The organism is Priestia sp. BR_2, assembly GCF_041954005.1.
GTDB lineage: Bacteria > Bacillota > Bacilli > Paenibacillales > Paenibacillaceae > Paenibacillus_AQ > Paenibacillus_AQ lautus_A.
On the sequence record NZ_JAVFHM010000192.1, the window covers coordinates 51,988 to 76,367 of the forward strand.

The following is a 24,380-nucleotide window of genomic DNA, read 5'->3' on the forward strand; positions in this document are numbered from 1 at the left end:
TCTATAAAACGACTAGTGAGGACTTATTATGAAAACTAAGCTACCTATATCCGTTTGTATGATTGTTAAGAATGAAGAAGCATACATTGCAAAGTGTATCCGCTCTTTGAAGTCCATAGTTAATGAGATTAATGTGGTGGATACTGGATCTACGGATCATACGATCGCAATAGCTGTCGAAGAGGGAGTAAGACTTCATCATTATCAATGGAATGATAATTTTTCAGATGCTAGAAACTACGCAATCAGTGTTGCTACACAACCTTATATATTGATCATGGATGCAGATGAAATATTAGATCAAACTACTGCAGAGTTTCTAGAGCAATATATAAACAGTTTATCAGATGTTCCAGCAACTGTTATCGTACGCAGCGTAATGGATGAACAAAGAATAGTGAATTCAAGGCTCACTCGGTTATTCCCTAATCGTGGAGAATATCAATATAAGGGTATTATTCATGAACAATTAACTTACAAGGGCATGCCAATTGAAACAGTTCAAAATACAAATATTGTTATAAATCATACTGGATACCAAGATAGCGAAATACAAAAAAAGGGTAAAATCGATCGAAATTTAAGACTGCTTAGAAAACAACAGGAATCCGATTCCAATTCAAGCTATATAAGTTTTCAAATTGGACAGACCTTATATGTGAAAGGGGATTATGAACAGGCTATTCTGGCTTTTGATGAAGCTCTCCAAAGTGCTTCGAAACAAGGTTTCTTGCCTGATTTTATTTCTACTTTATTTTTATCTTACGGCTATTGCTTACTCAATACTGCTCAATTTGATATATTGGACAATCTTATTAACGATGCTATTGAATTTTATCCTGATTTTACAGATCTATATTTTTTATACGGTGTCTCTTTAATCGATAGAAAGGACGTTCAGAAATTTACGGATATTAAGGAGATTTTCGAATATTGTCTTCATCTAGGCGAGGTTACAAATCCTTCATATGAGTCGGTCGAAGGAGTCGGTTCTTATAGAGCCTTATTCAATCTAGGGGTATATTACGAAGTTATGGATAATGATGAAGAGGCATATAGATGTTATTCTAGAAGTGCTGAGTATCGGTTCAAACCTGCATTAGTTAAAGTGTATACGCATAAAGGGAAGGTGTAGCAAGTGAAAGACATGAAGTGATAAGGCTAATATTAAACCCAGACATACTTGGCAATATATATTTAGTATAATTTTTATCGAGCAGACCGCTTTAGTTGAACTCTTAGTAGGCCTGCTTTTTAGTTTTTTTAACGAGGCTTTGCTCTTATTACACACTAACTTTTACATCGCCAAAATCAAATTCAAGTTAATAATATAAAAAATGAAATAGCTTCACTTTTCTTACGCTCTAGATTTGTCAAGAAGAACGGCGATTGGTAATTTCGTTGCGTTCACTCCATTGGTAAATACTAAGCTGATCTTTCGATAGTTTTTAATTAATCAGCTGGAACTTATCTTCGTATTATACTATCAAGTTTATGTAAAAACATGCCGATATTACCGGGTGTAGAAAAAATAACTTTCAAGAAAAGGGCGAATTCAAATGGATTTTGAACTCAGCTTAAAATTAAAAGCAGATATCTACAATTTAATGCAATCAACAGATTTTATGAAGGCTAAGGATTTACTGGAACTCTATTCTGATAAATATGGAAGCGATCCAGATATCGTTATTTTACAATCCATGTTTTATTTTAAATTAAATGATTTAGAAATAGCACAGAGAATATTGGAAGAGGGAATTAAAAAATATCCATTGCATGAAGATTTAAATTATAATATAGGCTTTATTTATGAAAATGTAGAAGATTACCCCAAAGCGGCCTTTCATTTTTATATCGCTCAACTAGTAACGAAGGATGAGATCTTGAAAGAAGAACTCTCACAAAAACTCGGTGTTCTACGTTCATTGCTAAAGGTGCCTGTTACTAATATTCTCCTGGAAAACAAGAGCAGTATTCCAAAAGTAAGTGTCATAATTACAGCATATAATCAAGAGAATTATCTCAAACAAACAATTGAGAGTTTACTTTCGCAAACATATCCTAATATAGAGATTATAGTCGCGGATGATTGTTCTACCGATGGTACGGAATCTATGATGGAGCGATTTTCAGGAGAGTACAGAGTCAACTATAAGAGAAACACTCAGAATTTAGGGCCTGGAGTTAATGGGTGTCATGCATTTTATCAATATGCAGACGGGGAATATGTACTCTTCGTTAACCATGATGATTATTTAACAGATTCTAATTACGTCTTGAAAGCTGTGTGTTTATTAGAAAGTAACAAGACATTATCCTTTGTCTTTGCGAACTGTACGAAGCTTAATATATCTACTGGGGAGGAGCAACAAACGGAAGTATATTTAAATGAAGAAGTTAATGGCATGCATTATTTTATGTTTTATGAGACGAGGGATTACCCGCATATTACGAGTCTACTGACAAGCGTATTTCGAAGGGAATTACTTGTTCAAATGGAATGCCTTGTAGAAGAAACGATGAGTAAAGATTTATTTTTATATTTGAAACTTATGCTGGCAGGAAATGTTGGATTTATACAAGATAATGTAGGAGTATATCGAGTACATGAGCAAAGCATTAGCTATAACATGCCTCCCCAGTACGATTATTCCACAATTAAGGAGCTGGACAGGTTAAGGGGGTTTGCTAATAAAAACTATTTCTCATCGGATGAGCTAATGGATAAGTGGTTAGGATTTCGCATATATGCTTATTTTAGATGGAGATTCAATACACTGCGAGTTCAGAAAAATTATGAACAAATCGATAAAATTATGAATTTTCTTAGTAAGAAATATAATAATGCATATATATTGTTGAAAAAAGATGCTGAGGAAAGAGAACTATAATGATCCCAGTTACCAAAACCTACCTGCCTAACATTAAAAAGTATCAAGAATATGTTGAACGAATATTTGCTTCTAACCAATTGACGAATAATGGAACCTTGGTTCGTGAACTTGAAAGTAAGTTGAAAGATTATTTGGGTGTACCCTACCTAGTTCTTGTTTCTAATGGAACGCTTGCTCTGCAATTAGCTTATAAATTGCTTGAGCTTAAGGGGGATGTTATTACGACTCCCTTCTCTTTCGTGGCGACAACAAGTAGCTTGATTTGGGGAGGATTAAAGCCAGTTTTCTCGGACATTAATCCCGAGACTTTAAATATAGATGTTACAAAGATTGAAGAAAAGGTTACTAAGGATACCTCTTGTATTTTACCGGTGCACGTATTTGGAAATCCATGCGAAGTTGATCGAATCCAAAAAATTGCTGATAGACATAATTTAAAAGTGATATACGATGCAGCGCATGCATTTGGTACTGATTACAAAGGAAAGAGTATTTTTAATTTTGGTGATGTTTCTATTGTAAGCTTTCATGCAACCAAGCTATTCCACACTATTGAGGGTGGAGCAATAATCATGCAGAATGAAGAACTTTATAAAAAAGCAAAGCAGTTAATAAATTTTGGATTTGGATCAAATGGGATTCCAGAAGTCCTAGGTATAAATGCTAAAATGAATGAATTTCAAGCGGCTATGGGTTTATGTGTTCTAGATGACATTGATATAATCCATTCAAAGAGAGAGCAAGTCCATAAGTATTACCAAGATCGATTAGGCTCTATCTCGGATATTGATCTAGTCTCTTTCAATCAATTAGGAACAAAAAATTATTCATATTTTCCAATCATACTAAAAAATGAGGAAATCGTAGTTAGAGTTAAAGAAGCACTAGAAGAACAGGAGATTTTTCCTCGAAGATATTTTTATCCGTCATTAGACGGACTTCCTTATGTCGATTCTCCTCCAATGGAAGTTGCAGGTGAGATGGCTAATCGTATACTGTGCCTTCCGATGTACGGAGAATTATCAGAGTCGATAATTGATGAGATATGTCATATCATAATTAATCAAATAACTTCCATGGTGAAGGAGAATGAATGTGTTAAATAGAGGAGGTTCCAATTCTAGTCGCGCGTTCATTCTTTTTTCGGGTTTTAATACCAGAGCGGTGTTAACTTTATGCCGAATCTTTACTAAATATAAGATTACCTTTTTTATCATTGCTTTAGATAAGAATGATCCAATTCATTTAACAGCATATACATCCCACGTTAAATGGATACGTAAAAAGAGACAGCTAGATCTTGATGAATTTATAGATGCAATTGAACATATAAGAACACGCTATGAAGTGGATACGGTCACTATTGTACCAAGTACGGAAGCACTTAACCGCTTTATTTTAGAGCATAGAGGTTTTTTGGAGGATAGAAATATATCAGTTCCCTTAGTGAACAAAGCTTTATATGAGTTGATTTCTAATAAATACTCTTTTGGTGAATTATGTGCTTTGAAAGGGATGAAAGTTCCAACTGAAATTACGCTGTCAGAGAAAGCTGTAACCAATTATCCGATAGTGGCAAAGCCAAGAAATTATTCGACTTCAAATACTATTAGTCCCGTTATTATTAATCATCAACTTGAATTGCTAGAGTTTCAACGATTATATAATGTGGATGATTTTTATTTTCAGGAATATGTAAATGGTGAATCTTACTATTTGTTATATTCCATTGATAAATCCGGAACAGTAGTTAGCTTTTCTCAGAAAAACTTCATTCAGCAAGGCAATGGAAAATCAATTGTTCTAGCAGTATCAGCAGAGATACACAATGAAAGCATCGGTGAGAAGTATAAACGGTTCTTTTTAGAATTGGGTTTCCATGGCGTTGTCATGGTTGAGATAAAAAGAATAAAGGAAAATGATTACATGATAGAAGCAAACCCACGGTTTTGGGGCCCACTTCAATTAACCATGGATTGTAATGTTCCAATAGTAGAGTTGTGGTTACAAATGTGCGGTTGTGAACTTCAGGAAGAATCGAAAGCATCCCCCCCATATGTGTATGGAGAATATCTTTGGCTGTCAGGCTTATTGAAATCTATAAAAAATAACGATGTGATGTACCATGTTAATCCTGAAGTTATACAACATTTGCCTGATTATCTATTAAGCGATGTTTATCTAAGGAAAGATAGCCTTAATTACTTCTACGACGAGATCAAGGGAGACAAATAAATGAACGAGAGAATATTAAAGCTTAAGAATCTGTACAAAGATTCTTCTAAGCATTCTACTTATCAGAATATACCTTCTTTTGTACAAGAGGCTCTCGGGTATCAAGAGCACATTAATGAAGAATGGCGCGGGGATACTGCTCGTTATAAATTCATTTTGGGCTTTTTACAGGAGTTAAAGGTAGATAGTATTGTTGATATTGGAGCTAATACTGGTTTCTTCTCCCATAGTCTTATGAAGGATTTGCCCAATATAAGTGTCACAGCAATCGAACCTAATAAAAATCATGCAGAATTTATTCGAGAAATCAACGAGATTTTTAATCTTACTAACATCAAAGTAATAGATAAACCACTTCAAATAGAGAACTTTGACACACTGCAAAATGAATTCGACTGTGCATTGATATTAAACGTGCTTCATCACGCAGGTGTGGATTTCGATCAAGATAAAGTGAAAGAACCATATGAGGTTTGGGATTATATGGAGAACTATCTGAATAAGTTTTCAAAAGTCTCTTCCTTGATAATTCTTCAGTTAGGATATAACTGGGGGGGCGACAAAACAAAGCCAATCGTGCCTACTAGTGACTGTTATCAAATGTTCTCTAATTTATATAATTGCGCCAAACGTTCCGGATGGAATATCCGAGAGGTGGCTTATTATTTTAAAATGGAGCAGGAGTATAAAACGATGCCACAATCCATACTTGATACCATAGATAATGATGAGAGCAAGTCGAGAGACTTATTTAATTCTTGGTGTTTATCTATGGACATTTCAACAAGTAGTGAATTTTATAAAAGACCTCTATTAATTTTGGAAAACAGTGCTAACTGAAGTCTATACTATCAGGAGATGAAATTAAATGTATAAGCTATTGGTCTTTGGTAATGGGGGTTTATGGAGTATTATAAAGAACTATATCGATTCTAACAAAGCAGAGATTATTGGATTTATTAATAGTGATCTAAAATTGAATGGGACGTTTTTTGAAGATAAACCTGTAATTACACCACAACAAATAATGAATTATGAATTTGACTATATCGTACTGGCGAGTGGTCAGTATGACGAGTTAATTAATCAACTTAAGGACACAAATCTTGAAAAGGAAAAAATTATTGCATTTAAGATCAACGGTTCGAAGGTGTTTCAGGAAATTCAAGATCAGGCAAATCGTAGAATACTAGAAGAAACAAATCAAAATAGTTTTAACCTAATATCCCGCAATAATATGGAGCCTTACTTTTTAGTAAATATGAATATGTTAGGTAGGGAAAGAGAGTTTGAACTTACTGATGGTTTTACTGATTATGTTCGACTTTCGACATTAGAACTCATCGCAAATGAGATCAATACATGTAACATACCAGGTAATGTTGCAGAGCTAGGCGTATATAAAGGGGATTTTTCAAAGCATATTAATAGATTGTTTCCAGCTAAGAAGCTGTACCTTTTTGATACGTTTCAGGGATTTGACAATAGAGATATCTTGATAGATTTACAAAAAAAATACTCTAGTGAAACCACTCGATTCACAGATACAACCATAGATCTTGTTATGAAAAAAATGAAGTACCCAGAAAATATACACATAAGAAAAGGTTATTTTCCTGAAACATCGGAAGGCCTTGAAGATCAGTTCTCTTTTGTAAGTATTGACACTGATCTGTATAAGCCGATTTATGATGGACTTACGTATTTTTATCCTAGGTTAGTAAAAGGTGGATATATTTTTGTTCACGATTATAATAATGCTATATTTAAGGGAGCGAAAGAAGCAGTACGAAAATTCTGCTCGGAGAATTCTATTCCTTATGTACCCGTTAGTGATAATCTAGGAACAGTAATCATTGCAAAATAAGATTCCCAATACTTGTTTCACTCCCTCCCTCCCTGGTTAAATAACCATAAACATATTTTGTCCGCATACTATTTTCGCCCGCCAACTCAGTCGTGAAGCCAAGTCGACATTTTTCCCGGTTTTCTGCAAAAGAAAACCTTTTCCTTGGTAATTGACACTGGATAAGTCGGGTGCTATAGTCGGAAATGTGGACAATTAGTGTCACACTTTATTTGACAATGAAGGGAATGTTAGTGCATGCAAGGTAAAGTGAAATGGTTCAACGCAGAGAAAGGTTATGGCTTCATCGAGACTGAGGACGGCGGCGACGTATTCGTACATTTCTCCGCGATCCAATCCGAGGGCTTCAAGACTCTGGAAGAAGGACAATCCGTAGAATTCGAGATCGTTGAAGGCGCTCGTGGCCCGCAAGCAGCTAACGTAATCAAATTATAATCATCCCGGCATAGCCGACCTACATAAACGGTACGATGGTTAACAATTGGAGATTCGCTAGCCCAAGACTCCGGAACTTCCGGGGTCTTTTTTTGTGTCCGGCCTCCGAAAAATATTGTGCTAAAATTCACAATTCTGTCTTTTTACATAGCCATAACAAAATGGTATAATGAGGGTGCAAAGGAGGAGTGCCCAATGCAATTCACTATCCGAGGTCAACAAATTGAAGTGACCGATGCTTTGAAGGACTATGTTGACAAGAAACTCAGCAGGCTAGATAAGTATTTTGATGCACCCCCCACCTCCGAAGGATACGTCACCCTGAGTGTCATTCGAGGATTGCACACGGTGGAAGTGACCATTCCGCTTACCGGTGTGGTACTTCGTGCGGAAGACCGAAGCGATGATATGTACGCTTCCATTGACGCCGTTGTGGACAAGTTGGAACGTCAGATTCGCAAGCACAAAACCAAGCTGAACCGCAAGATCAAGCAAGAGGGCGGACTGAAGACGCTCATTGCGGAGAACGGGGCAGCGGCCACCAGTCAGGTGGATGCAGAGCAAGTGGAGTATGACGAGGACGAATACGAAGTCGTCCGTACGAAACGTTTTACCATGAAGCCGATGGACGTAGAAGAAGCGATCCTGCAGATGAACATGGTAGGCCATAATTTCTTTGTATTTTCCAACATTGACACACAAGAAGTAAATGTCGTCTACAAACGTGATGACGGCAAGTACGGATTGATCGAGCGGGACTGAGTTTTAAGCGGCAGCATTTCTAAGGGAATGCGGAGGGAGCTGGCCCGGTTCGAATTTTAAAATGAAATCGAAATGTAAGATGAGCCTTCATCCGTGCAAGCGGGTGGGGCTCTTTATTTGGATATACGGCTTCGAGACGCGTAAGGATCGCAAAAAGAATGGCATTTGATGGTAACCCCATCGGAGTATGCTGAATAGTGCAACCTTTTTATCGATGGAATGGGTTCATAAGGAACTTCATGGGTTCTTCTTACAATAGCCTCAGATGACACAAAGCTAGGGCTTCCTATATAGGTGGATTGAAGCCCATTTAGCTGATAATTCAGCGATTGCTCCAGACGGTGGCTTCAGGCCTCATCCTCTGCTTATTCCCTACAATGGACATCGATGTTCCTGTCCTCATTAGATGTAGAATTTGACTTCGGGGATGAAGATAATTCCATTGCTGCGCGCCGGGAAAATGCTCCACGCAACTTTTTTGGGCCTCTCCGCGTCTCATAGAGTAAGGCTTCGCGTAACAGACACCTCTTGTAATAGCACATATTGTTGCGGCATCCCTTACAAACTGTTACAATTTATGCAAACCCTCATTTTATGGGACGGGCTTTTTAGCCTGCATGAAATGGGACCATCATAAGGAATCAATGAATCGATTTCATCATTTAACCCTTTGGCATTTAATGAAGTTGATTCTATCACTTGTTTTGCACGAAAGGGGTTAACCATGCTAGGACTTGTCAAAAAGATTTTCGGCGACACCAACGAGCGTGATGTCAAACGTCTCATGAAGACGGTCGATGTAATCAACAAAATGGAACCGGATTTTGAGAAGCTCTCCGATGAGCAGCTGCAAGCCAAAACCGAGGAGTTCCGTGCGCGGATCGAGAAAGGTGAGACGCTGGAGGAATTGCTTCCCGAAGCGTTTGCGACAGTCCGCGAGGCTTCCAGACGGACGCTTGGCAAACGTCACTATGACGTGCAGTTGGTCGGGGGGATGGCCCTCCACGAAGGCAAAATTGCAGAGATGAAAACCGGTGAAGGTAAGACCCTTGTAGGTACGCTGCCGGTTTACTTAAATGCCCTGCTTGGCAAAGGCGTTCACGTGGTTACCGTCAATGATTATTTGGCGCAGCGTGACAGCCAAGAAATGGCGCAAATATATAACTTCCTGGGTCTATCCGTTGGGGTTAACCTAAGCGGCATGGAGCACCCGGATAAACAGCAGGCTTATGCTTGCGATATTACGTACGGGACGAACAATGAGTTCGGTTTTGACTATCTGCGTGACAACATGGTCCTCTACAAAGAGCAGATGGTACAGCGTCCGCTGTATTTCTGCATCATTGACGAAGTGGACTCCATCCTGGTTGACGAAGCGCGTACGCCGCTCATCATTTCGGGACAAGCTCAGAAATCGACCGAGCTGTATTTTGCAGCCGACCGGTTCGTGAAGCGTCTGACGGCCGAAGAGGATTACACGGTAGACATTAAGGTCAAATCCGTAGCCTTGACGGAAAAAGGCGTAGCGCTGGCTGAACGTTCCTTCGGAATCGAGAACCTGTATGACCACAACCACGTAACCTTGAATCACCACATTGTACAAGCGCTGAAAGCGAACGTGATCATGCGCCGCGATGTGGATTACGTGGTTACCGACGACGAAGTGGTCATCGTTGACGAATTTACGGGCCGTCTGATGGCTGGACGCCGCTACAGCGACGGTCTCCACCAGGCGATCGAAGCGAAGGAAGGCATTGAGGTTCAGAACGAGAGCATGACTCTTGCGACGATTACCTTCCAGAACTACTTCCGGATGTATCGCAAGCTGGCGGGTATGACGGGTACGGCGAAGACGGAGGAAGAAGAATTCAAGAAAATTTACGGTCTTGAAGTGCTTCAAATTCCGACGAACCGACCGAATCAGCGTGTCGACATGCCGGATGTGGTTTACAAGAGCGAAGATGGCAAGTTCAAGGCGGTAGTAGCCGAGATCGTGGAACGGCATAAAAAAAACCAGCCGATTCTGGTGGGTACGGTTTCCATCGAGAACTCCGAGCGTTTGTCTGAAATGCTGAAACGCAAAGGCGTCCAGCATAAAGTCCTGAATGCGAAATACCATGCGGAGGAAGCGGAAATCATCTCGCGCGCCGGACAGCCGGGATCGGTCACGATCGCGACGAACATGGCGGGACGCGGTACGGATATTTTGCTTGGCGAAGGCGTACAGGATATTGGCGGACTTCACATTATCGGTACGGAGCGTCACGAATCGCGCCGGATCGATAACCAGCTGCGCGGCCGTGCAGGTCGTCAGGGTGACCCGGGGTCTACCCAGTTCTATCTGTCCCTCGGCGATGAGCTGATGAAGCGTTTTGGTACGGACAACGTGCTGAACATGATGGAACGCCTTGGCTTCGAAGAAGATCAGCCGATCGAGAGCAAAATGATTACCCGTGCGGTTGAATCCGCGCAGAAGCGGGTAGAAGGCAACAACTTCGATATGCGTAAAGTCGTTCTCCAATACGATGACGTCATGAACCAGCAGCGCGAGATTATCTACAAGCAGCGCCGCGAGATCTTGGAATCCCAAGACATCAAGCAAATCGTTGTCGAGATGATCAAGCCGGTCATTGACCGCGTCGTGCAGGCTCACTGCAGCGATGACATTCCGGAGAACTGGGAACTGCAGGAAGTGGCAGACTACGTGAACAGCAAGCTGCTGGACGAGGGTGCCGTTACCCGCGAGGATCTGTGGGGCAAAGAAGCCGAAGAGCTTACCGAGTATATCTTCGATCGCGTGATGAAGAAATACGAAGAACGCGAGCAAGCCATCGGCGAAGAAATGGTACGCGAGTTCGAGAAGGTTATCGTGCTGCGCGCGGTAGACAGCAAGTGGATGGATCACATCGATGCGATGGACCAGCTGCGTCAAGGCATCCACCTCCGTGCATACGGCGGTACCGATCCGCTTCGCGAATACCAATTCGAAGGCTTCGAAATGTTTAATGCGATGATCGCTACGATCCAGGAAGAAGTGGCGACCTACATCATGAAGGCTCAAATCGCAACGAACCAGGAGCGCCAAGCGGTCGTGGACGAGAACAAAGTCTCCACGAACAGCAGCAGCGAACCTGCCGAGAAGCGTCCGGTCCAGGTGGCTGAACAGATCGGCCGGAACGACCCGTGCCCATGCGGCAGCGGCAAGAAGTACAAGCATTGCCATGGACAGAACGCGTAAGCGATCCGACCCAAAAGCGATGAATCGTATAGAATAGCCCGTCCAGGTGATGGGCGCGGATTTTTCTGGCTCCCTTAAGAGCGGCAGATGAACCGGGTGATGGTGGTCTTTTCCACGGTGATCCGAATCCCCCTGCCGCGCTTAAGGGAGTTTATCTGAATAAACGGCGAAATTCCTGGTACAGCAACGTGAAATTCTCTTGAAATGGAACGTTTTCCATGGAGGAGAGGGTATACTGAAATTATTACGTGTAGATAAGAAAGGACGAGGACTCATGATCGATCCAAGTGTGAAGCAGGACCTGCGTGAAATCAGCAAAAAACTAACCAATCTTAGGGGGTCTCTTTGACTTAGATCTCAAACAGGAAATGATTGAGAATTTTGAGGAGAAGATGGCGGCTCCGGATTTCTGGGACGATAATGAGAAGGCTCAGGCGCTAATCGCCGAGATGAATGCCGTGAAGTCATCCGTGGATCAATACCAGAAGCTGCAGGCGGATTACGATGATGCCGTCGTGATGATCGAGCTGGCGGATGAAGAGGGCGATGACTCCCTTGCGGGAGAGATCGGTGAGACGATCAAGGACCTGGTTGGGCGCGTGGAGGAATTTGAGCTTCAGCTGCTGCTGAACCAGCCTTACGATAAAATGAATGCGATTCTTGAGCTGCATCCCGGCGCCGGTGGTACCGAGTCTCAAGACTGGGGCCAAATGCTGCACCGCATGTACACGCGATGGGCCGAGAAGCGCGGCTTCAAGGTGGAGACGCTGGATTATCTCCCTGGCGATGAAGCGGGAATCAAAAGCGTAACCCTATTGATCAAAGGCTTTAATGCCTACGGATATTTGAAGGCTGAAAAAGGGGTCCATCGACTGGTTCGGATCTCTCCGTTCGACTCTTCGGGCAGACGGCATACGTCCTTCGTGTCCTGTGACGTCGTACCGGAAATTACGGATGACGTGGAGATCGACATCCGTACCGAGGATCTGAAGATCGACACGTACCGGGCGAGCGGCGCCGGCGGACAGCATATCAATACGACGGACTCGGCCGTACGGATTACGCACTTGCCAACCGGCGTGGTGGTGACGTGCCAGAATGAACGCTCCCAGATCAAGAACCGCGAGCGGGCGATGACGATGCTTCGTTCCAAGCTCTACGAACGCAAAATCGAGGAGCAGCAGAAGGAATTGGCGGAGATCCGCGGCGAGCAGTCCGATATTGCTTGGGGCAGCCAGATCCGTTCGTATGTATTCCATCCGTACAGCATGGTCAAGGATCATCGGACGCAAGTAGAGACCGGTAATGTCGGCGCCGTTATGGACGGAGATTTGGACGGATTTATCGACGGGTATTTGCGCAGCCAGATCAAGCAGGAAGTCGAGTAGGACGTTGAGGAGAGATTTATAGAACTATGGCGCAATCCGCTGGCAATCCATCGATCAACAAACGAAAAAGAGAACCCTTGATTCCGATCAACGGTCCGCTCCGGCAGACGGTGGACGCAATCTTTATTATCGTCGGCTCCTTTATTATGGCGCTGTCGTTTAATCTGTTTTTCCTGCCCAATCATATCGCCTCGGGCGGCGTGTCGGGTTTGTCCGTTCTTGCGCAAGCGTGGCTCGGCATTGAACCGGCCTTTACGCAGTGGGCGCTGAACATTCCTTTGTTCGTGCTTGGCTTTTGGCTGCTTGGGCGCGACTACGGCATCCGCTCCCTGCTGGGAAGCGTGATTTTGCCGCTGTTCGTCTTTTTGACCAAGGACTGGCCGATTCCAACCTCTAACCCGCTTCTGGCATCGATTTATGGCGGTATCGGCGTCGGTATCGGCATGGGGCTGGTCTATCGCGGCAGGGGGTCAACCGGCGGGTTGACCATCGTGGCGCAGCTCCTGCAAAAATACAGCGGCCTCAGCTTTTCCGTCTGCGTCGTACTGCTGGATGCGATCGTAATCTCGTCGGCAGCCCTCGTATTGTCGCTGGAGCAGGCGTTATACGCGCTGATTGGTCTGTACGTGACAGGCAAAGTGATTGATGCCATTGAGTTGGGCTTTAGCTTTACCAAGGTGGCCTACATTATATCCGATCATACGGAGCCGATTACCAAGGCCATTCTCGAGGACCTTGACCGCGGTTTAACCAAGCTTACCGCAGAGGGAGGCTATACGGGCGAACACCGGACGGTCCTGATGGTCGTCGTCGGACAGAGCGAAATTCCCCGTCTCAAAACGGTGGTCCAATCGGTGGATCCGAATGCCTTCGTCATCATTAGCAATGCCCATGAGGTATTGGGCGAAGGATTCCGCAATATTAAGGCGTAGCCTCTCGGCTCGTCAGCATACTCTCTATAAAAAAGAAGTAACCATTCGTCAGACAGCGTAGTCTGAGCATGGGTTACTTCTTTTTTTATGTAATGGGATCGTTACCGACGGATCTGAACTAGCGTAATCTTTGACTTCGAGGTGTCCGCCATGAAGGAGATGCGGGTCTTGCCGAAAGTGTAGACCATCTCGTATGCCTCTTCCATGTCGTTATAATACATTTCGTAGGCGCTGCCTAAATGCTTTTTGACGTCCGCAAAGGTTTGGTCCGGGAAGCCTTCTTTACCTATCAACAAACACCACATGCCGTTTGAGCCTGTATAAGGGTTTTCGAAATTAAATCCGGCATACGAAATATTTTTGAATTTCCAAAACTCGCCGCCGTAGTGGTAGAATGAACTCACAGGTTTTCCCAATTTGGAGGCGATCTGATTTTGGGTCATGCCGAATTGGACGCCGCCAAAGCCTGGGATGACTCCTTTTTTCAAATAAGCCGCCGTGTTCTTGTTAAGGATTAACATTGGCGCAGGTTTGGTTTTTGCTTGGGTGGTTGAAGCGGCAGCGAAACTGGGATGAGGAGCCTGCCACGTGAGGCAGATCAGTAAGAGAAAACATAATAGGCCCGTCGTTCTTTTGAATATCATGGTTTTACCTCCAGGAATCTAAGTTGTAGGAACATATTTCCCTAAGAGGATTATATCAAAGCACTGTTTAGGTCGATAGACTTATTTATTAGGTTAAAAGTAATAGGGAGCGTGAAGTCTTAGTTTATAGAACAGGGGGAGTTACGAATGGAAATCGAACAGATCTACGGCAGTTTGCCGGTGCTGGAAACCGAACGTCTGCGCCTTCGCAGAGTATCGATGCAGGATGCCGATCAGATGTATGCCTATGCCTCAGACGATGAGGTGGCGAAATACGTTACTTGGGAGACCCATCGCTCGATCGATGACAGCAAGCGGTTTATTCAATTCATACTGGCTCAGTATGCCAAGCATGATATTGCCCCGTGGGGGATCGAGCTGAAGGAGAGCGGGAGACTGGTCGGGACGGTTGATTTTGTATGGTGGAAGCCCGAGCAGCAGGCCGCGGAGATCGGATATGTGCTGGCACGGGATTGTTGGGGACAAGGCATCATGACCGAGGCGGCCTCTGCGCTGCTCAAGCTTGGTTTCGGCCGTATGGAGCTTGTACGTGTGCAGGCTCGATGTTTGGTGGAGAATATCGGCTCTCAGCGCGTAATGGAGAAGATCGGCATGTCCTATGAGGGGACGGTGAGGAAGGGGATCAAGGTTAAGGGGCAGCATTGGGACCTCAAACTCTATTCCATTCTGAAAGAAGAGTTCGATCCATCTCGATAGACATTGCCTTCGGAGCTCGTTAGCAGTTTGGACCAAATTTGAATAATCCATTGTATTTATATGAATACGGTCGTATAATAATACATATTTATGAGACGGATAAAGTCAATGAATACCTTGGAAGCACATATCGCTTTTGACGCAGGAAACGGAACGCTTCCGAAGAAGTTCATGACCAGCCTGACTGCTTCTTGAAGCAAAATGATACCAAGAATCATCAGCGGACACGCGTGGTTTTTGATACCCAACATAGGATGAAGAGGAATTTAGGCGGCGGCATGGCTCGATCGGAAGAAGGAAACGGAAGAGCATGGGGTAGAGATGAAGGATGGATGAATGGGACCTTGCATAAGGTCCTTCAGCTGTTCCTTGGGGAGAGGGATGAGGATATGACGGACACAAATACAGTAAGAGTTGCTATTGTTGGATCTACCGGCTACGGTGGCGTGGAACTGATCCGCTTGCTGCAAGCGCACCCGCGCGTTGAGATTACATCGGTAATCTCTTCATCGACGGCAGGCGTACCGATATCGGACGGATTTCCGCATTTGACCAATATCATCACACGCAACCTGGATGGCGTTAACCCGGCGGAAATCGCCGAGGTGGCCGACTTGGTATTTGCGGCTACGCCTTCGGGCGTCAGTGCCAAGCTGGTACCGGAGCTGCTGGATGCAGGCTTGAAGGTCATTGATCTCTCGGGCGATTTTCGCTTGAAAGATGGAGCCGTTTATGAACAGTGGTATAAACACGCGGCTCCGAGCGCGGAGCTGTTGGAAAAGGCCGTATATGGCCTGTGCGAAGTGTTTGGCGAAGAGGTCCGCGATGTGGATTTCATCTCCAATCCGGGCTGTTATCCGACCGCGACGCTGCTGGGCCTGATTCCGGCCATCAGCGCGGGCTGGATCGATGCTTCATCCCTTATTATCGACGCCAAATCCGGCGTGTCCGGTGCAGGACGGGGAACGAGCCTGATGACGCATTATGCTGAAATCAACGAGAACTTCAAAGCCTACAAGGTGAATAAGCATCAGCATATTCCCGAGGTCGAGCAGGTATTGACGCAGGTAGCGGGCGAACCGATCACGGTCACCTTTACGACGCATCTGGTACCGATGACGCGGGGGATCATGAGCACCATGTATGCCACGCTGAACGGTCCTTACACGGAAGAGGATTTCATTGAACTGTACCGCCAGTATTTCAAGGATCGTAAATTTGTGAGAATCCGCGACCTGGGCGTATGGCCTGCAACAAAAGAAGTCAGCGGGTCGAACTTCTGCGATATCGGCTTTGCGGTGGATGCGCGCACGAACAGAGTGACCATTATATCGGTCATTGATAATGTGGTGAAGGGTGCGGCCGGGCAGGCGATCCAGAACCTGAATTTGATGATGGGATGGGAGGAGAGCCTCGGACTTACGTTTACGCCGATTTATCCGTAAGCGGCTGGGGATACAGACATGGGAGAGAATACGTTTGCGATTATCGATGGGGGCAGCATCGTAACGCCGCAAGGCTTCAAGGCTGCCGGGCTCCACTGTGGACTTAAGAAGACCGACCGTAACGACCTGGGCGTCATTGTATGCGATGTGCCTGCCGTGGCGGCTGCCGTCTATACGACGAACCTGTTCCAAGCGGCACCACTGAAGGTAACGCGTGAAAGCTTGGAGGACGGCAAGCTTCGCGCGATTGTCGTGAACAGCGGGAATGCCAATGCCTGCACGGGCAAGCAGGGCGAAGAGGATGCATACACGATGCGCGCCAGCACGGCTGCGCAATTCGGCCTGGACGTGAACGATGTGGCCGTTGCTTCGACGGGTGTCATCGGGGAGCTGCTGAAGATGGACCGAGTATCCTCCGGTATTGCCGGCTTGCCTGCGCGGCTCAGCGGCGAAAGCGAAGGGGCTGAAAGCTTCAGCCAAGCGATTTTGACAACCGATCTGGTAAAAAAGGAAGCCTGCGTTACCGTACAGGTTAACGGCACGAAGGTGACCATCGCCGGCACGGCGAAGGGATCGGGGATGATTCATCCGAACATGGCGACCATGCTCGGATTCATGACGACGGATGCGGTCATTGGTCAGGAAGCGCTGCAGCTGCTGCTGCGCCAAACGACCAACCTGACCTTTAATATGATTACGGTGGACGGCGATACAAGCACCAACGATATGCTGGTTGCGATGGCCAGCGGCCTGGCGGGGCATGACGTGTTAACGCCGGAGCATCCGGATTGGGATGCATTCGCAGCCGGCTTCCACTATGTGTGCCAGCAGCTGGCGAAGGCGATCGCACGTGACGGAGAGGGAGCTTCCCGCTTGATCGAGGTTCGCGTGGACGGCGCCGAAAGCGACGATGACGCGCAAGCGATCGCCAAGACGATCATCGGCTCCAGCCTGGTCAAATCGGCGGTGTTCGGTGCGGATGCCAACTGGGGACGGATCATTGCGGCTGTGGGCCGCGCAGGCCGTCCGGTCAATCCGGAGACGGTGGATATTGCCATTGGTCCGATTTCGGTGCTGGAGCAGTCAAGGCCCGTTGCTTTTGACGAAGATGCGGCGCTGGCGTACCTTCAAGGCGACACCGTGGATATCGACGTGAAGCTGCATATCGGCAGCGGGTCGGCTACGGCTTGGGGCTGTGATTTAACCTATGACTATGTCCGCATTAATGCGGCTTATCGTACTTAGATAACTAAAAAATCAGGACGGAGGAGATGGATATGAAGAGCACGATCGATCAGGAGAATTCGCAGCCGGTTCAAACCTCAAGCGCGGATACGTTTGTGATGAAATGCGGCGGCAGCACGCTCGCGGCCCTTCCGGACAGCTTCTTCGAGGATTTGAAGAATCTGCAGGATAAGGGGGTTAACCCTGTTATCGTGCACGGCGGCGGTCCCGCAATTTCCGGCAACCTGGAGAAACTCGGCATCGAGACCGAGTTCGTGAACGGTCTGCGCAAGACGACGGAGGATGTGCTGGACGTCGTGGAGATGGTGCTTGCGGGCACCATCAATAAACAGATCGTACGACGGATTCAAAGCGTGGGCGGTTCTGCCATCGGCTTGTCCGGTTCAGACGGCGGGCTGATCGAGGCCAAACCGGTAACGAACCATGCGGAGGTTGGCTGGGTCGGCGACGTCACGTTGGTGAAGTCATCGATCCTGAGCGGCGTGCTGGAGATGGGGTACATGCCGGTGGTTGCGCCGATCGGCGTGGATCCATCCGGTCAGCGCTATAACATCAATGCCGATACGGCGGCTGGTGCCGTGGCTTCTCATCTGGGCGTTAACCGGATGATCGTTGTCACCGACGTGCCGGGGATCATGAAGGGATCGGGCGGCGAGAAGCGGGTGCTTCCGACCGTGACGGTGCAGGAGATCGAGGATATGATCGGAACGGGCGAAATCTATGGCGGCATGATACCGAAGGTAAGAGCAGCCATCAGCTGCATTCACGGCAAAGTGAGCGAGGTCGTCATCGTGGACGGAAGCGAGCCGAACGTGCTGAGCCGGGTGCTTGGAGGCGAAGTGCTGGGCACGCGCATCGTGCGGATGTAGATTTAGATTCGAAATTGTAGAATATAACGGCTTCAACGGAGAAGGTGGAATTGTTCTGGAGAAGCAGCGCGGTCGCCTTTGTCCACGGAATTTATCCTTGATTACATGATTCCATGAAAATCTGTGGGCAACAGGGATCGGAGGAATGATCCGAATTCGCAGTGCTGGTTAAGCTTAATGGATGTTCATATCGTAGGACGGTTCAAACGTGAAACACGAAGCAATGCCAAATGCAAAGGAGTGTGTGAAGGCTATGGGAAAAGAAGCAGCAGGCGGTATCAAAGCAGCTAATGAAAGCTCGTTGTTCCAAACGTACGCCAGATACCCAATCGCCCTGGTCAAAGGGGAGGGCAGCTGGCTATGGGACGACCAAGGCAATAAGTATCTTGATTTTATGGCCGGTCTGGCGGTAACGAATCTCGGCCATGCCCCGGTAAAAGTGAAAGAGAAGCTGAAGGCCCAGCTGGATGAATTGTGGCATGTCTCGAACCTGTTCCACATTCCGGGCCAGGAAAAAGCAGCCGAGCTGCTGACAGCCAACACCTGCGCGGATGCGGTCTTCTTCTGCAACAGCGGGGCCGAAGCGAACGAAGCTGCCATTAAGCTGGCACGCCGCTACCATCAGAAGGTGAAGGGAACGGGACGCTACGAGGTCATTACGTTTACCCAGTCCTTCCATGGTCGGACGCTGGCTACGCTGACGGCCACCGGCCAGGATAAGGTGAAGGAAGGCTTCCTCCCGCTTCCGGCAGGCTTCAAAAGCGTTCCCCTGCATGACCTTCCGGCGCTGGAAGCAGCCATTAACGACAATACCGCAGCCATCATGATCGAGATGGTGCAGGCGGAGGGCGGCGTGCATCCGGTGGAACCGGAATTCCTTCAAGCCGTCACCGGGCTGTGCAAGAAGCACGGACTGCTGCTGATCGTGGACGAGGTGCAAACGGGCATGGGCCGGACCGGCAAGCTGTTTGCGCACGAGCATTACGGCATCGAGCCGGATATTTTCACCGTGGCCAAAGGGCTCGGCTCCGGGTTCCCGGTCGGCGCGATGCTGGGCAAAGCTTACTTGCGCGAAGCCTTCACGGCAGGAAGCCATGCCACGACGTTTGGCGGCACGCCGATTGCCAGCGCCGTCATCCAGGCCACCATCGAGACGATGCTGGAGGACGACGTGCCGCAGCGCGCGGCCGAAGCCGGAGAATATTTGATGACGAAGCTGAATGAGAGCCTGGGCAGTCATCCTTTTGTGAACGCGATCCGGGGGAAAGGCCTGCTGATCGGCATCGAATGCGTCGAACCGGTTGGCGAGCTGGTGCTGAAAGGACAGAGCCGCGGGCTGCTGTTCGTAACGGCAGGACCGAACGTGATCCGGCTGCTTCCGAATCTGTACGTCACGAAACAAGAGATCGACCAGGCGGTGTCGATCGTTACGGAACTTATACATGAGCATACGGCGGTTAGCCAAGCATAGAAGAATCGTACAGCAGCATTATGGACAATAACAGCATGGTTAAGGAGGACTGAAGAATATGGCCGCTAGCGGACAATTGAAGGAATTAAGCCTGAAAGGGCGGGATATGATCGAGCTGGACGAATACTCGACGGAAGAGATTCAGTTCTTGCTCGATTCGGCAATCGAGATCAAGCGCAAGCAGAAGAACGGGGAAGTCTATCAGCCGCTGAAAGGCAAGACGATCGGCTTGATTTTTGAGAAGTCGTCCACGCGGACGCGGGTGTCGTTCGAGGCTGGGATGTTCCAGCTGGGCGGACATGCGCTCTTTTTAAGCAAAAACGATATTCAGCTCGGACGCGGCGAGCCGATCAGCGACACGGCACAGGTGATGTCCCGTTATCTGGACGGCCTGATGATCCGTACCTTCGGGCACGACAACGTGGTCAACCTTGCGAAATATGCTTCGATTCCGGTCATCAACGGCCTGAGCGACATGGCGCATCCATGTCAGGTACTGGCTGATTTGCAGACGGTGCTGGAGCACAAGGGCAAGCTGAAAGGTCTCAAAATGGCCTTTATCGGCGATGGCAACAACATGGCGCATTCGCTCCTGATCGGCGGTGCCAAGATGGGCATGCATGTGGCCGTGGCCAGTCCGAAGGGCTATGAGGCAGATGCCAGCATCGTGAAGCTGAGCGAGGAAATCGCGGCGCAAACGGGCGGCAAAATCACGATTACCCAAGACCCGCTCGAAGCTGCGAAGGATGCGGACGTGATCTACACGGATGTATGGGCAAGCATGGGCTTTGAAGAGGAGCAGGCACAGCGGGAAGCCGCTTTTGCGGACTACCAGGTAAACGAAGAGCTGGTGAAAGCGGCGAAGCCGGATTACTTGTTCCTGCATTGCCTCCCGGCCCACCGCGGCGAAGAGGTCAGCGAAGGCGTGATCGACGGTGCCAATTCCGTCATTTTCGATCAGGCCGAGAACCGTCTCCATGCCCAGAAGGCTTTGATGGTTGCTTTGATGGCATAGAGCCGCCGATGACCAGCGAACATTCTCTATGAAAATGCGTCAATGGACGTTATCTTTAGTATAATGAAGGACAGGGTTGTTAGTAACAAAGAGAGGGAGTTAAACCATGGCAAAACAAAAAATCGTATTGGCGTATTCCGGCGGTCTGGATACGTCCGTCATTCTGAAGTGGCTGAAAGAAACCTACGATGCGGAGATCATTGCCTTCACGGCCGATATCGGCCAGAAGGAAGAGCTGGACGGACTTGAGGAAAAAGCGCTGGCGACCGGCGCCTCCAAAGTGTACATCGACGATCTGCGCGACGAATTTGCGAATGATTTCATCTTCCCGATGTTCCAGGCGGGTGCCATGTACGAAGGGCAGTACCTGCTCGGCACCAGCATCGCGCGTCCGTTGATCGCGAAACGCATGGTGGATATCGCACGTGCCGAAGGCGCGACGGCAATTGCGCACGGCGCTACGGGCAAAGGGAACGACCAGGTTCGTTTTGAGCTGGGCGTAGCCGGCTTGGCACCGGACATTGAAGTGATCGCGCCTTGGCGCATCGAGGAGTTCCGAAACTCCTTCCCGGGACGCGCGGAGATGATCGCTTACGCGGAAGCGCACGGCATTCCGGTAACGGCATCCGCTGCGAAATCCTACTCCATGGACCGCAACCTGCTCCATATCAGTTACGAGAGCGGTGTGCTGGAGGACCCTTGGTTCGATGCAAGCGCGGAGGACAGCAAGGATATGTACCTTCTTAGCGTATCGCCTGAGGATGCGCCGGATGAGGCGGAATACCTCGAGCTTACGTTTGAGCAAGGGAATGTCGTTGCGCTGAACGGCGAGTCGATGAGCCCGCTGCAAGTGATGGAGAAGCTGAACGAGCTGGGCGGCAAGCACGGCATCGGTCGCGTGGATATGGTGGAGAACCGCTTTGTCGGCATGAAGAGCCGCGGCGTCTATGAGACTCCTGGAGGCACGATCCTGTTCACCGCTCATCGCAAGATGGAGTCCATCACGATGGACCGTGAAGTGATGAACCTGCGCGACAGCCTGATTACCCGCTACAGCACCTTGGTTTATAACGGCTTCTGGTTTGCGCCGGAGCGTCTGGCATTGCAGGCGCTGGTGACCGAGAGCCAGAAGAACGTTACGGGTACGGTGCGCGTGAAGCTCTACAAAGGCAATGTGATCGGCGCAGGCGTGAAGAGTCCGGTGAGCCTGTACAACCCGGACATCGCCACGATGGAAGCCGATCCGACGCAAGCTTACGATCAAGGCGACGCTACCGGCTTTATCCGCTTGAACGCATTGCGTTTGAAAGTGGCAACCGGCGTGAATCAGAATCAATAAAACAGTCTGAGGGCTCGTGTAACGGAACAAGCGCATCGGATTGAGCGCGGTAACGAACGCGGCCAAAGGATACATGATATGAAGTCTCATGTCTTATATCCGGTAATTGATCGAATATAAGCGTATGGATATGGACGTACTAGTAATGAACAGGCTGAAGGCCGTTTTCATGCTGGAGAGCGCCGTCGATTCTCGTGCAACGGGATGAAAGGAACCTCTTAAGCGGGAAGCGGCCCTCTGCCTTAAATCAGAGAGGGGCAAGTGTTGTGAGCAAGTTATGGGGCGGACGCTTTACGAAGCAGACCAACGCATTGGTGGAGGAATATACGGCATCCATCGGTTTTGACAAGCAGCTGGCCGAGGAGGACATCCAGGGAAGCCTTGCGCATGTGTCCATGCTGGGCAAATGCGGCATCGTGCCGGCGGAAGACGTGGAGACGATCAAGGCAGGATTGGGCAAAGTGCTGGAGCGCATCCGTGAGGGCAGCATCGAGTTCTCCGTATCGGATGAGGATATCCATATGAACATCGAGAAAAATCTGATCGAGGAAATCGGACCTGTCGGCGGCAAGCTCCACACGGGCCGCAGCCGCAACGACCAGGTGGCAACGGACATGCACTTGTATTTGCGCAACCGCGTCGTGGCTTTGACCGGCATGCTGCACGAGCTGCAGACCGCGTTGATCGGGCAGGCGAAGGATAACCTGGATACGATTATTCCGGGGTATACGCATCTGCAGCGTGCGCAGCCGATTCTGTTCGCGCATCATTTGATGGCTTACGTGTCCATGTTCCAGCGGGATATCGACCGTCTGATCGACAGCTATAAGCGCATTAACGTGCTGCCGCTCGGGGCAGGCGCGCTTGCGGGCACAACGTTCCCGATCGACCGCCATTTCGTGGCCGAGCAGCTCGGTTTCGACGGCGTTTACGAGAACAGCCTGGATGCGGTCAGCGACCGCGACTTTATCCTGGAATTCCTCTCGGATGCTTCCATCATCATGATGCACTTGTCCCGCTTGAGCGAGGAGCTGGTGCTTTGGAGCAGCACCGAGTTCAACTTCGTCGAGCTGGATGATGCGTTCTGCACGGGCAGCAGCATTATGCCGCAGAAGAAGAACCCGGACGTGCCCGAGCTTGTCCGCGGCAAAACCGGACGGGTATACGGCAACCTGATGGGTCTGCTTACCGTGCTGAAGTCGCTGCCACTTGCTTATAACAAGGACATGCAGGAAGACAAAGAAGGCATGTTCGACACGGTGGCTACGCTGGAAGGCGCATTGCAGCTGTTCGCGCCGATGATCGCCACGATGAAGGTCAACAAAGGCCGCATGCGCGAAGCAGTGAACACCGACTTCTCGAATGCAACGGATATTGCGGACTTCCTGGTCGGCAAAGGGCTTCCGTTCCGCCAGGCGCACGAAGTGATCGGCAAGACCGTATTGTACTGCATCCAGAACAACAAATACCTGCTGGACCTGACGCTGGACGAATTCAAGCAGTTCTCCGAGCTGTTCGACGACTCCATCTATGGCGTGCTTCAACCCGAGACGGTGGTCAATGCGCGTAACGTTTACGGCGGCACGGCAACCGAGCAGGTGAAAGCGGCGATCGACCGCAGCGTGCAGACCCTTCAGGTCACGGAAGAATGGCTGGGTCTCCGCCAGGGGAATGCAGAGTAAAGGATACAGAAAACTTGAAGTAGTAAAAATAAAGGTGGATCGGCAAAAGCTATATTTGCTGATCCACCTTTTGTTGTGTAACGATGAGATTCGTTGAACGAGGGATTGCCTAAAATCCTCTCATGAAGAGAAGTGCACCCAGTACACCCCATGGAACTGCGAATGAACCGCAAGCACGTTCATGGCGTGGATATTATGGGTT

20 protein-coding genes are annotated in these 24,380 nt (G+C 47.9%); 19 read left to right on the forward strand and 1 reads right to left on the reverse strand.

Annotation, left to right across the window (positions count from 1 at the left end):
* Positions 1–28 precede the first annotated feature (28 nt).
* The 11 genes from RB298_RS13035 (at position 29) to RB298_RS13085 (ending at position 13,751) form a co-directional block, all read left to right on the forward strand.
* On the forward strand, positions 29–1,135 hold the full coding sequence (locus tag RB298_RS13035; RefSeq protein WP_486047282.1) for a glycosyltransferase family 2 protein: 1,107 nt from the start codon (positions 29–31) through the stop codon (positions 1,133–1,135).
* A 424-nt stretch (positions 1,136–1,559) separates the two neighbouring features.
* On the forward strand, positions 1,560–2,891 hold the full coding sequence (locus RB298_RS13040) for a glycosyltransferase (RefSeq protein ID WP_486047283.1): 1,332 nt from the start codon (positions 1,560–1,562) through the stop codon (positions 2,889–2,891).
* Positions 2,891–4,000 (forward strand): DegT/DnrJ/EryC1/StrS family aminotransferase, encoded by a 1,110-nt coding sequence (locus RB298_RS13045; RefSeq protein ID WP_486047284.1) that lies wholly within the window; start codon positions 2,891–2,893, stop codon positions 3,998–4,000. The genes RB298_RS13040 and RB298_RS13045 overlap by 1 nt, the downstream gene beginning before the upstream one ends.
* Complete coding sequence (locus RB298_RS13050) at positions 3,990–5,129, forward strand: ATP-grasp domain-containing protein (protein WP_486047285.1); 1,140 nt, start codon at positions 3,990–3,992, stop codon at positions 5,127–5,129. Before RB298_RS13045 ends, RB298_RS13050 begins: the two co-directional genes overlap by 11 nt.
* Complete coding sequence (locus RB298_RS13055; protein ID WP_486047286.1) at positions 5,130–5,969, forward strand: class I SAM-dependent methyltransferase; 840 nt, start codon at positions 5,130–5,132, stop codon at positions 5,967–5,969.
* A gap of 28 nt (positions 5,970–5,997) precedes the next feature.
* Positions 5,998–6,996 carry a TylF/MycF/NovP-related O-methyltransferase gene (locus RB298_RS13060; RefSeq protein WP_486047287.1) on the forward strand — a complete coding sequence of 333 codons (999 nt, stop codon included), beginning with the start codon at positions 5,998–6,000 and terminating at the stop codon, positions 6,994–6,996.
* A gap of 237 nt (positions 6,997–7,233) precedes the next feature.
* A complete protein-coding gene (locus tag RB298_RS13065) occupies positions 7,234–7,431 on the forward strand; it encodes a cold shock domain-containing protein (RefSeq protein ID WP_009594275.1) in 198 nt (65 codons plus the stop codon).
* 195 nt (positions 7,432–7,626) lie between these two features.
* Positions 7,627–8,193, forward strand: a complete 567-nt coding sequence (hpf, locus tag RB298_RS13070) for a ribosome hibernation-promoting factor, HPF/YfiA family (RefSeq protein ID WP_009594286.1) — start codon at positions 7,627–7,629, stop codon at positions 8,191–8,193.
* 724 nt (positions 8,194–8,917) lie between these two features.
* Complete coding sequence (gene secA, locus RB298_RS13075) at positions 8,918–11,431, forward strand: preprotein translocase subunit SecA (protein ID WP_375121460.1); 2,514 nt, start codon at positions 8,918–8,920, stop codon at positions 11,429–11,431.
* 274 nt (positions 11,432–11,705) lie between these two features.
* Positions 11,706–12,819, forward strand: a protein-coding gene (gene prfB, locus RB298_RS13080) for a peptide chain release factor 2 (protein WP_096775885.1) whose coding sequence is annotated in 2 segments (ribosomal slippage) — positions 11,706–11,777 and positions 11,779–12,819 — 1,113 coding nt in all. Because the reading frame shifts where the segments join, the coding sequence is not laid out codon by codon here.
* A 26-nt stretch (positions 12,820–12,845) separates the two neighbouring features.
* Positions 12,846–13,751 (forward strand): YitT family protein, encoded by a 906-nt coding sequence (locus tag RB298_RS13085; protein ID WP_009594247.1) that lies wholly within the window; start codon positions 12,846–12,848, stop codon positions 13,749–13,751.
* Positions 13,752–13,852: 101 nt separating this feature from the next.
* Here the strand turns inward: RB298_RS13085 and RB298_RS13090 are convergent, their stop codons facing one another.
* The gene (locus tag RB298_RS13090; protein ID WP_213580640.1) at positions 13,853–14,395 is read right to left on the reverse strand and encodes a hypothetical protein; all 543 of its coding nucleotides are present in this window, start codon (positions 14,393–14,395) and stop codon (positions 13,853–13,855) included.
* A gap of 147 nt (positions 14,396–14,542) precedes the next feature.
* Between RB298_RS13090 and RB298_RS13095 the strand changes: the two genes are divergently transcribed.
* The 8 genes from RB298_RS13095 (at position 14,543) to argH (ending at position 24,178) form a co-directional block, all read left to right on the forward strand.
* Positions 14,543–15,112, forward strand: coding sequence for a GNAT family N-acetyltransferase (locus RB298_RS13095; RefSeq protein WP_192570422.1), 570 nt, complete (start codon positions 14,543–14,545; stop codon positions 15,110–15,112).
* Positions 15,113–15,501: 389 nt separating this feature from the next.
* Positions 15,502–16,557, forward strand: coding sequence for an N-acetyl-gamma-glutamyl-phosphate reductase (gene argC, locus RB298_RS13100; RefSeq protein ID WP_192570423.1), 1,056 nt, complete (start codon positions 15,502–15,504; stop codon positions 16,555–16,557).
* Positions 16,558–16,575: 18 nt separating this feature from the next.
* Positions 16,576–17,802, forward strand: coding sequence for a bifunctional glutamate N-acetyltransferase/amino-acid acetyltransferase ArgJ (argJ, locus tag RB298_RS13105; RefSeq protein ID WP_375121456.1), 1,227 nt, complete (start codon positions 16,576–16,578; stop codon positions 17,800–17,802).
* Positions 17,803–17,834: 32 nt separating this feature from the next.
* Positions 17,835–18,671, forward strand: a complete 837-nt coding sequence (gene argB, locus RB298_RS13110) for an acetylglutamate kinase (protein ID WP_036660318.1) — start codon at positions 17,835–17,837, stop codon at positions 18,669–18,671.
* A gap of 253 nt (positions 18,672–18,924) precedes the next feature.
* Positions 18,925–20,142, forward strand: coding sequence for an acetylornithine transaminase (argD, locus tag RB298_RS13115; protein ID WP_486047288.1), 1,218 nt, complete (start codon positions 18,925–18,927; stop codon positions 20,140–20,142).
* A gap of 58 nt (positions 20,143–20,200) precedes the next feature.
* Entirely contained in the window at positions 20,201–21,157 is a 957-nt protein-coding gene (argF, locus tag RB298_RS13120) for an ornithine carbamoyltransferase (protein ID WP_009594235.1), read from the forward strand.
* A gap of 106 nt (positions 21,158–21,263) precedes the next feature.
* Positions 21,264–22,496 carry an argininosuccinate synthase gene (locus tag RB298_RS13125; RefSeq protein WP_015737700.1) on the forward strand — a complete coding sequence of 411 codons (1,233 nt, stop codon included), beginning with the start codon at positions 21,264–21,266 and terminating at the stop codon, positions 22,494–22,496.
* A 266-nt stretch (positions 22,497–22,762) separates the two neighbouring features.
* The gene (gene argH, locus RB298_RS13130) at positions 22,763–24,178 is read left to right on the forward strand and encodes an argininosuccinate lyase (protein WP_486047289.1); all 1,416 of its coding nucleotides are present in this window, start codon (positions 22,763–22,765) and stop codon (positions 24,176–24,178) included.
* Positions 24,179–24,380 lie beyond the last annotated feature (202 nt).

Excerpts from the sequence above, each read along its gene's own strand:
- RB298_RS13035 (WP_486047282.1), top strand. The coding sequence starts at position 29 with ATGAAAACTAAGCTACCTATATCCGTTTGTATGATTGTTAAGAATGAA.
- RB298_RS13040 (WP_486047283.1), top strand. The coding sequence starts at position 1,560 with ATGGATTTTGAACTCAGCTTAAAATTAAAAGCAGATATCTACAATTTA.
- RB298_RS13045 (WP_486047284.1), top strand. The coding sequence starts at position 2,891 with ATGATCCCAGTTACCAAAACCTACCTGCCTAACATTAAAAAGTATCAA.
- RB298_RS13055 (WP_486047286.1), top strand. The coding sequence starts at position 5,130 with ATGAACGAGAGAATATTAAAGCTTAAGAATCTGTACAAAGATTCTTCT.
- RB298_RS13060 (WP_486047287.1), top strand. The coding sequence starts at position 5,998 with ATGTATAAGCTATTGGTCTTTGGTAATGGGGGTTTATGGAGTATTATA.
- RB298_RS13065 (WP_009594275.1), top strand. The coding sequence starts at position 7,234 with ATGCAAGGTAAAGTGAAATGGTTCAACGCAGAGAAAGGTTATGGCTTC.
- hpf (WP_009594286.1), top strand. The coding sequence starts at position 7,627 with ATGCAATTCACTATCCGAGGTCAACAAATTGAAGTGACCGATGCTTTG.
- secA (WP_375121460.1), top strand. The coding sequence starts at position 8,918 with ATGCTAGGACTTGTCAAAAAGATTTTCGGCGACACCAACGAGCGTGAT.
- RB298_RS13085 (WP_009594247.1), top strand. The coding sequence starts at position 12,846 with ATGGCGCAATCCGCTGGCAATCCATCGATCAACAAACGAAAAAGAGAA.
- RB298_RS13090 (WP_213580640.1), bottom strand. The coding sequence starts at position 14,395 with ATGATATTCAAAAGAACGACGGGCCTATTATGTTTTCTCTTACTGATC.
- RB298_RS13095 (WP_192570422.1), top strand. The coding sequence starts at position 14,543 with ATGGAAATCGAACAGATCTACGGCAGTTTGCCGGTGCTGGAAACCGAA.
- argC (WP_192570423.1), top strand. The coding sequence starts at position 15,502 with ATGACGGACACAAATACAGTAAGAGTTGCTATTGTTGGATCTACCGGC.
- argJ (WP_375121456.1), top strand. The coding sequence starts at position 16,576 with ATGGGAGAGAATACGTTTGCGATTATCGATGGGGGCAGCATCGTAACG.
- argB (WP_036660318.1), top strand. The coding sequence starts at position 17,835 with ATGAAGAGCACGATCGATCAGGAGAATTCGCAGCCGGTTCAAACCTCA.
- argD (WP_486047288.1), top strand. The coding sequence starts at position 18,925 with ATGGGAAAAGAAGCAGCAGGCGGTATCAAAGCAGCTAATGAAAGCTCG.
- argF (WP_009594235.1), top strand. The coding sequence starts at position 20,201 with ATGGCCGCTAGCGGACAATTGAAGGAATTAAGCCTGAAAGGGCGGGAT.
- RB298_RS13125 (WP_015737700.1), top strand. The coding sequence starts at position 21,264 with ATGGCAAAACAAAAAATCGTATTGGCGTATTCCGGCGGTCTGGATACG.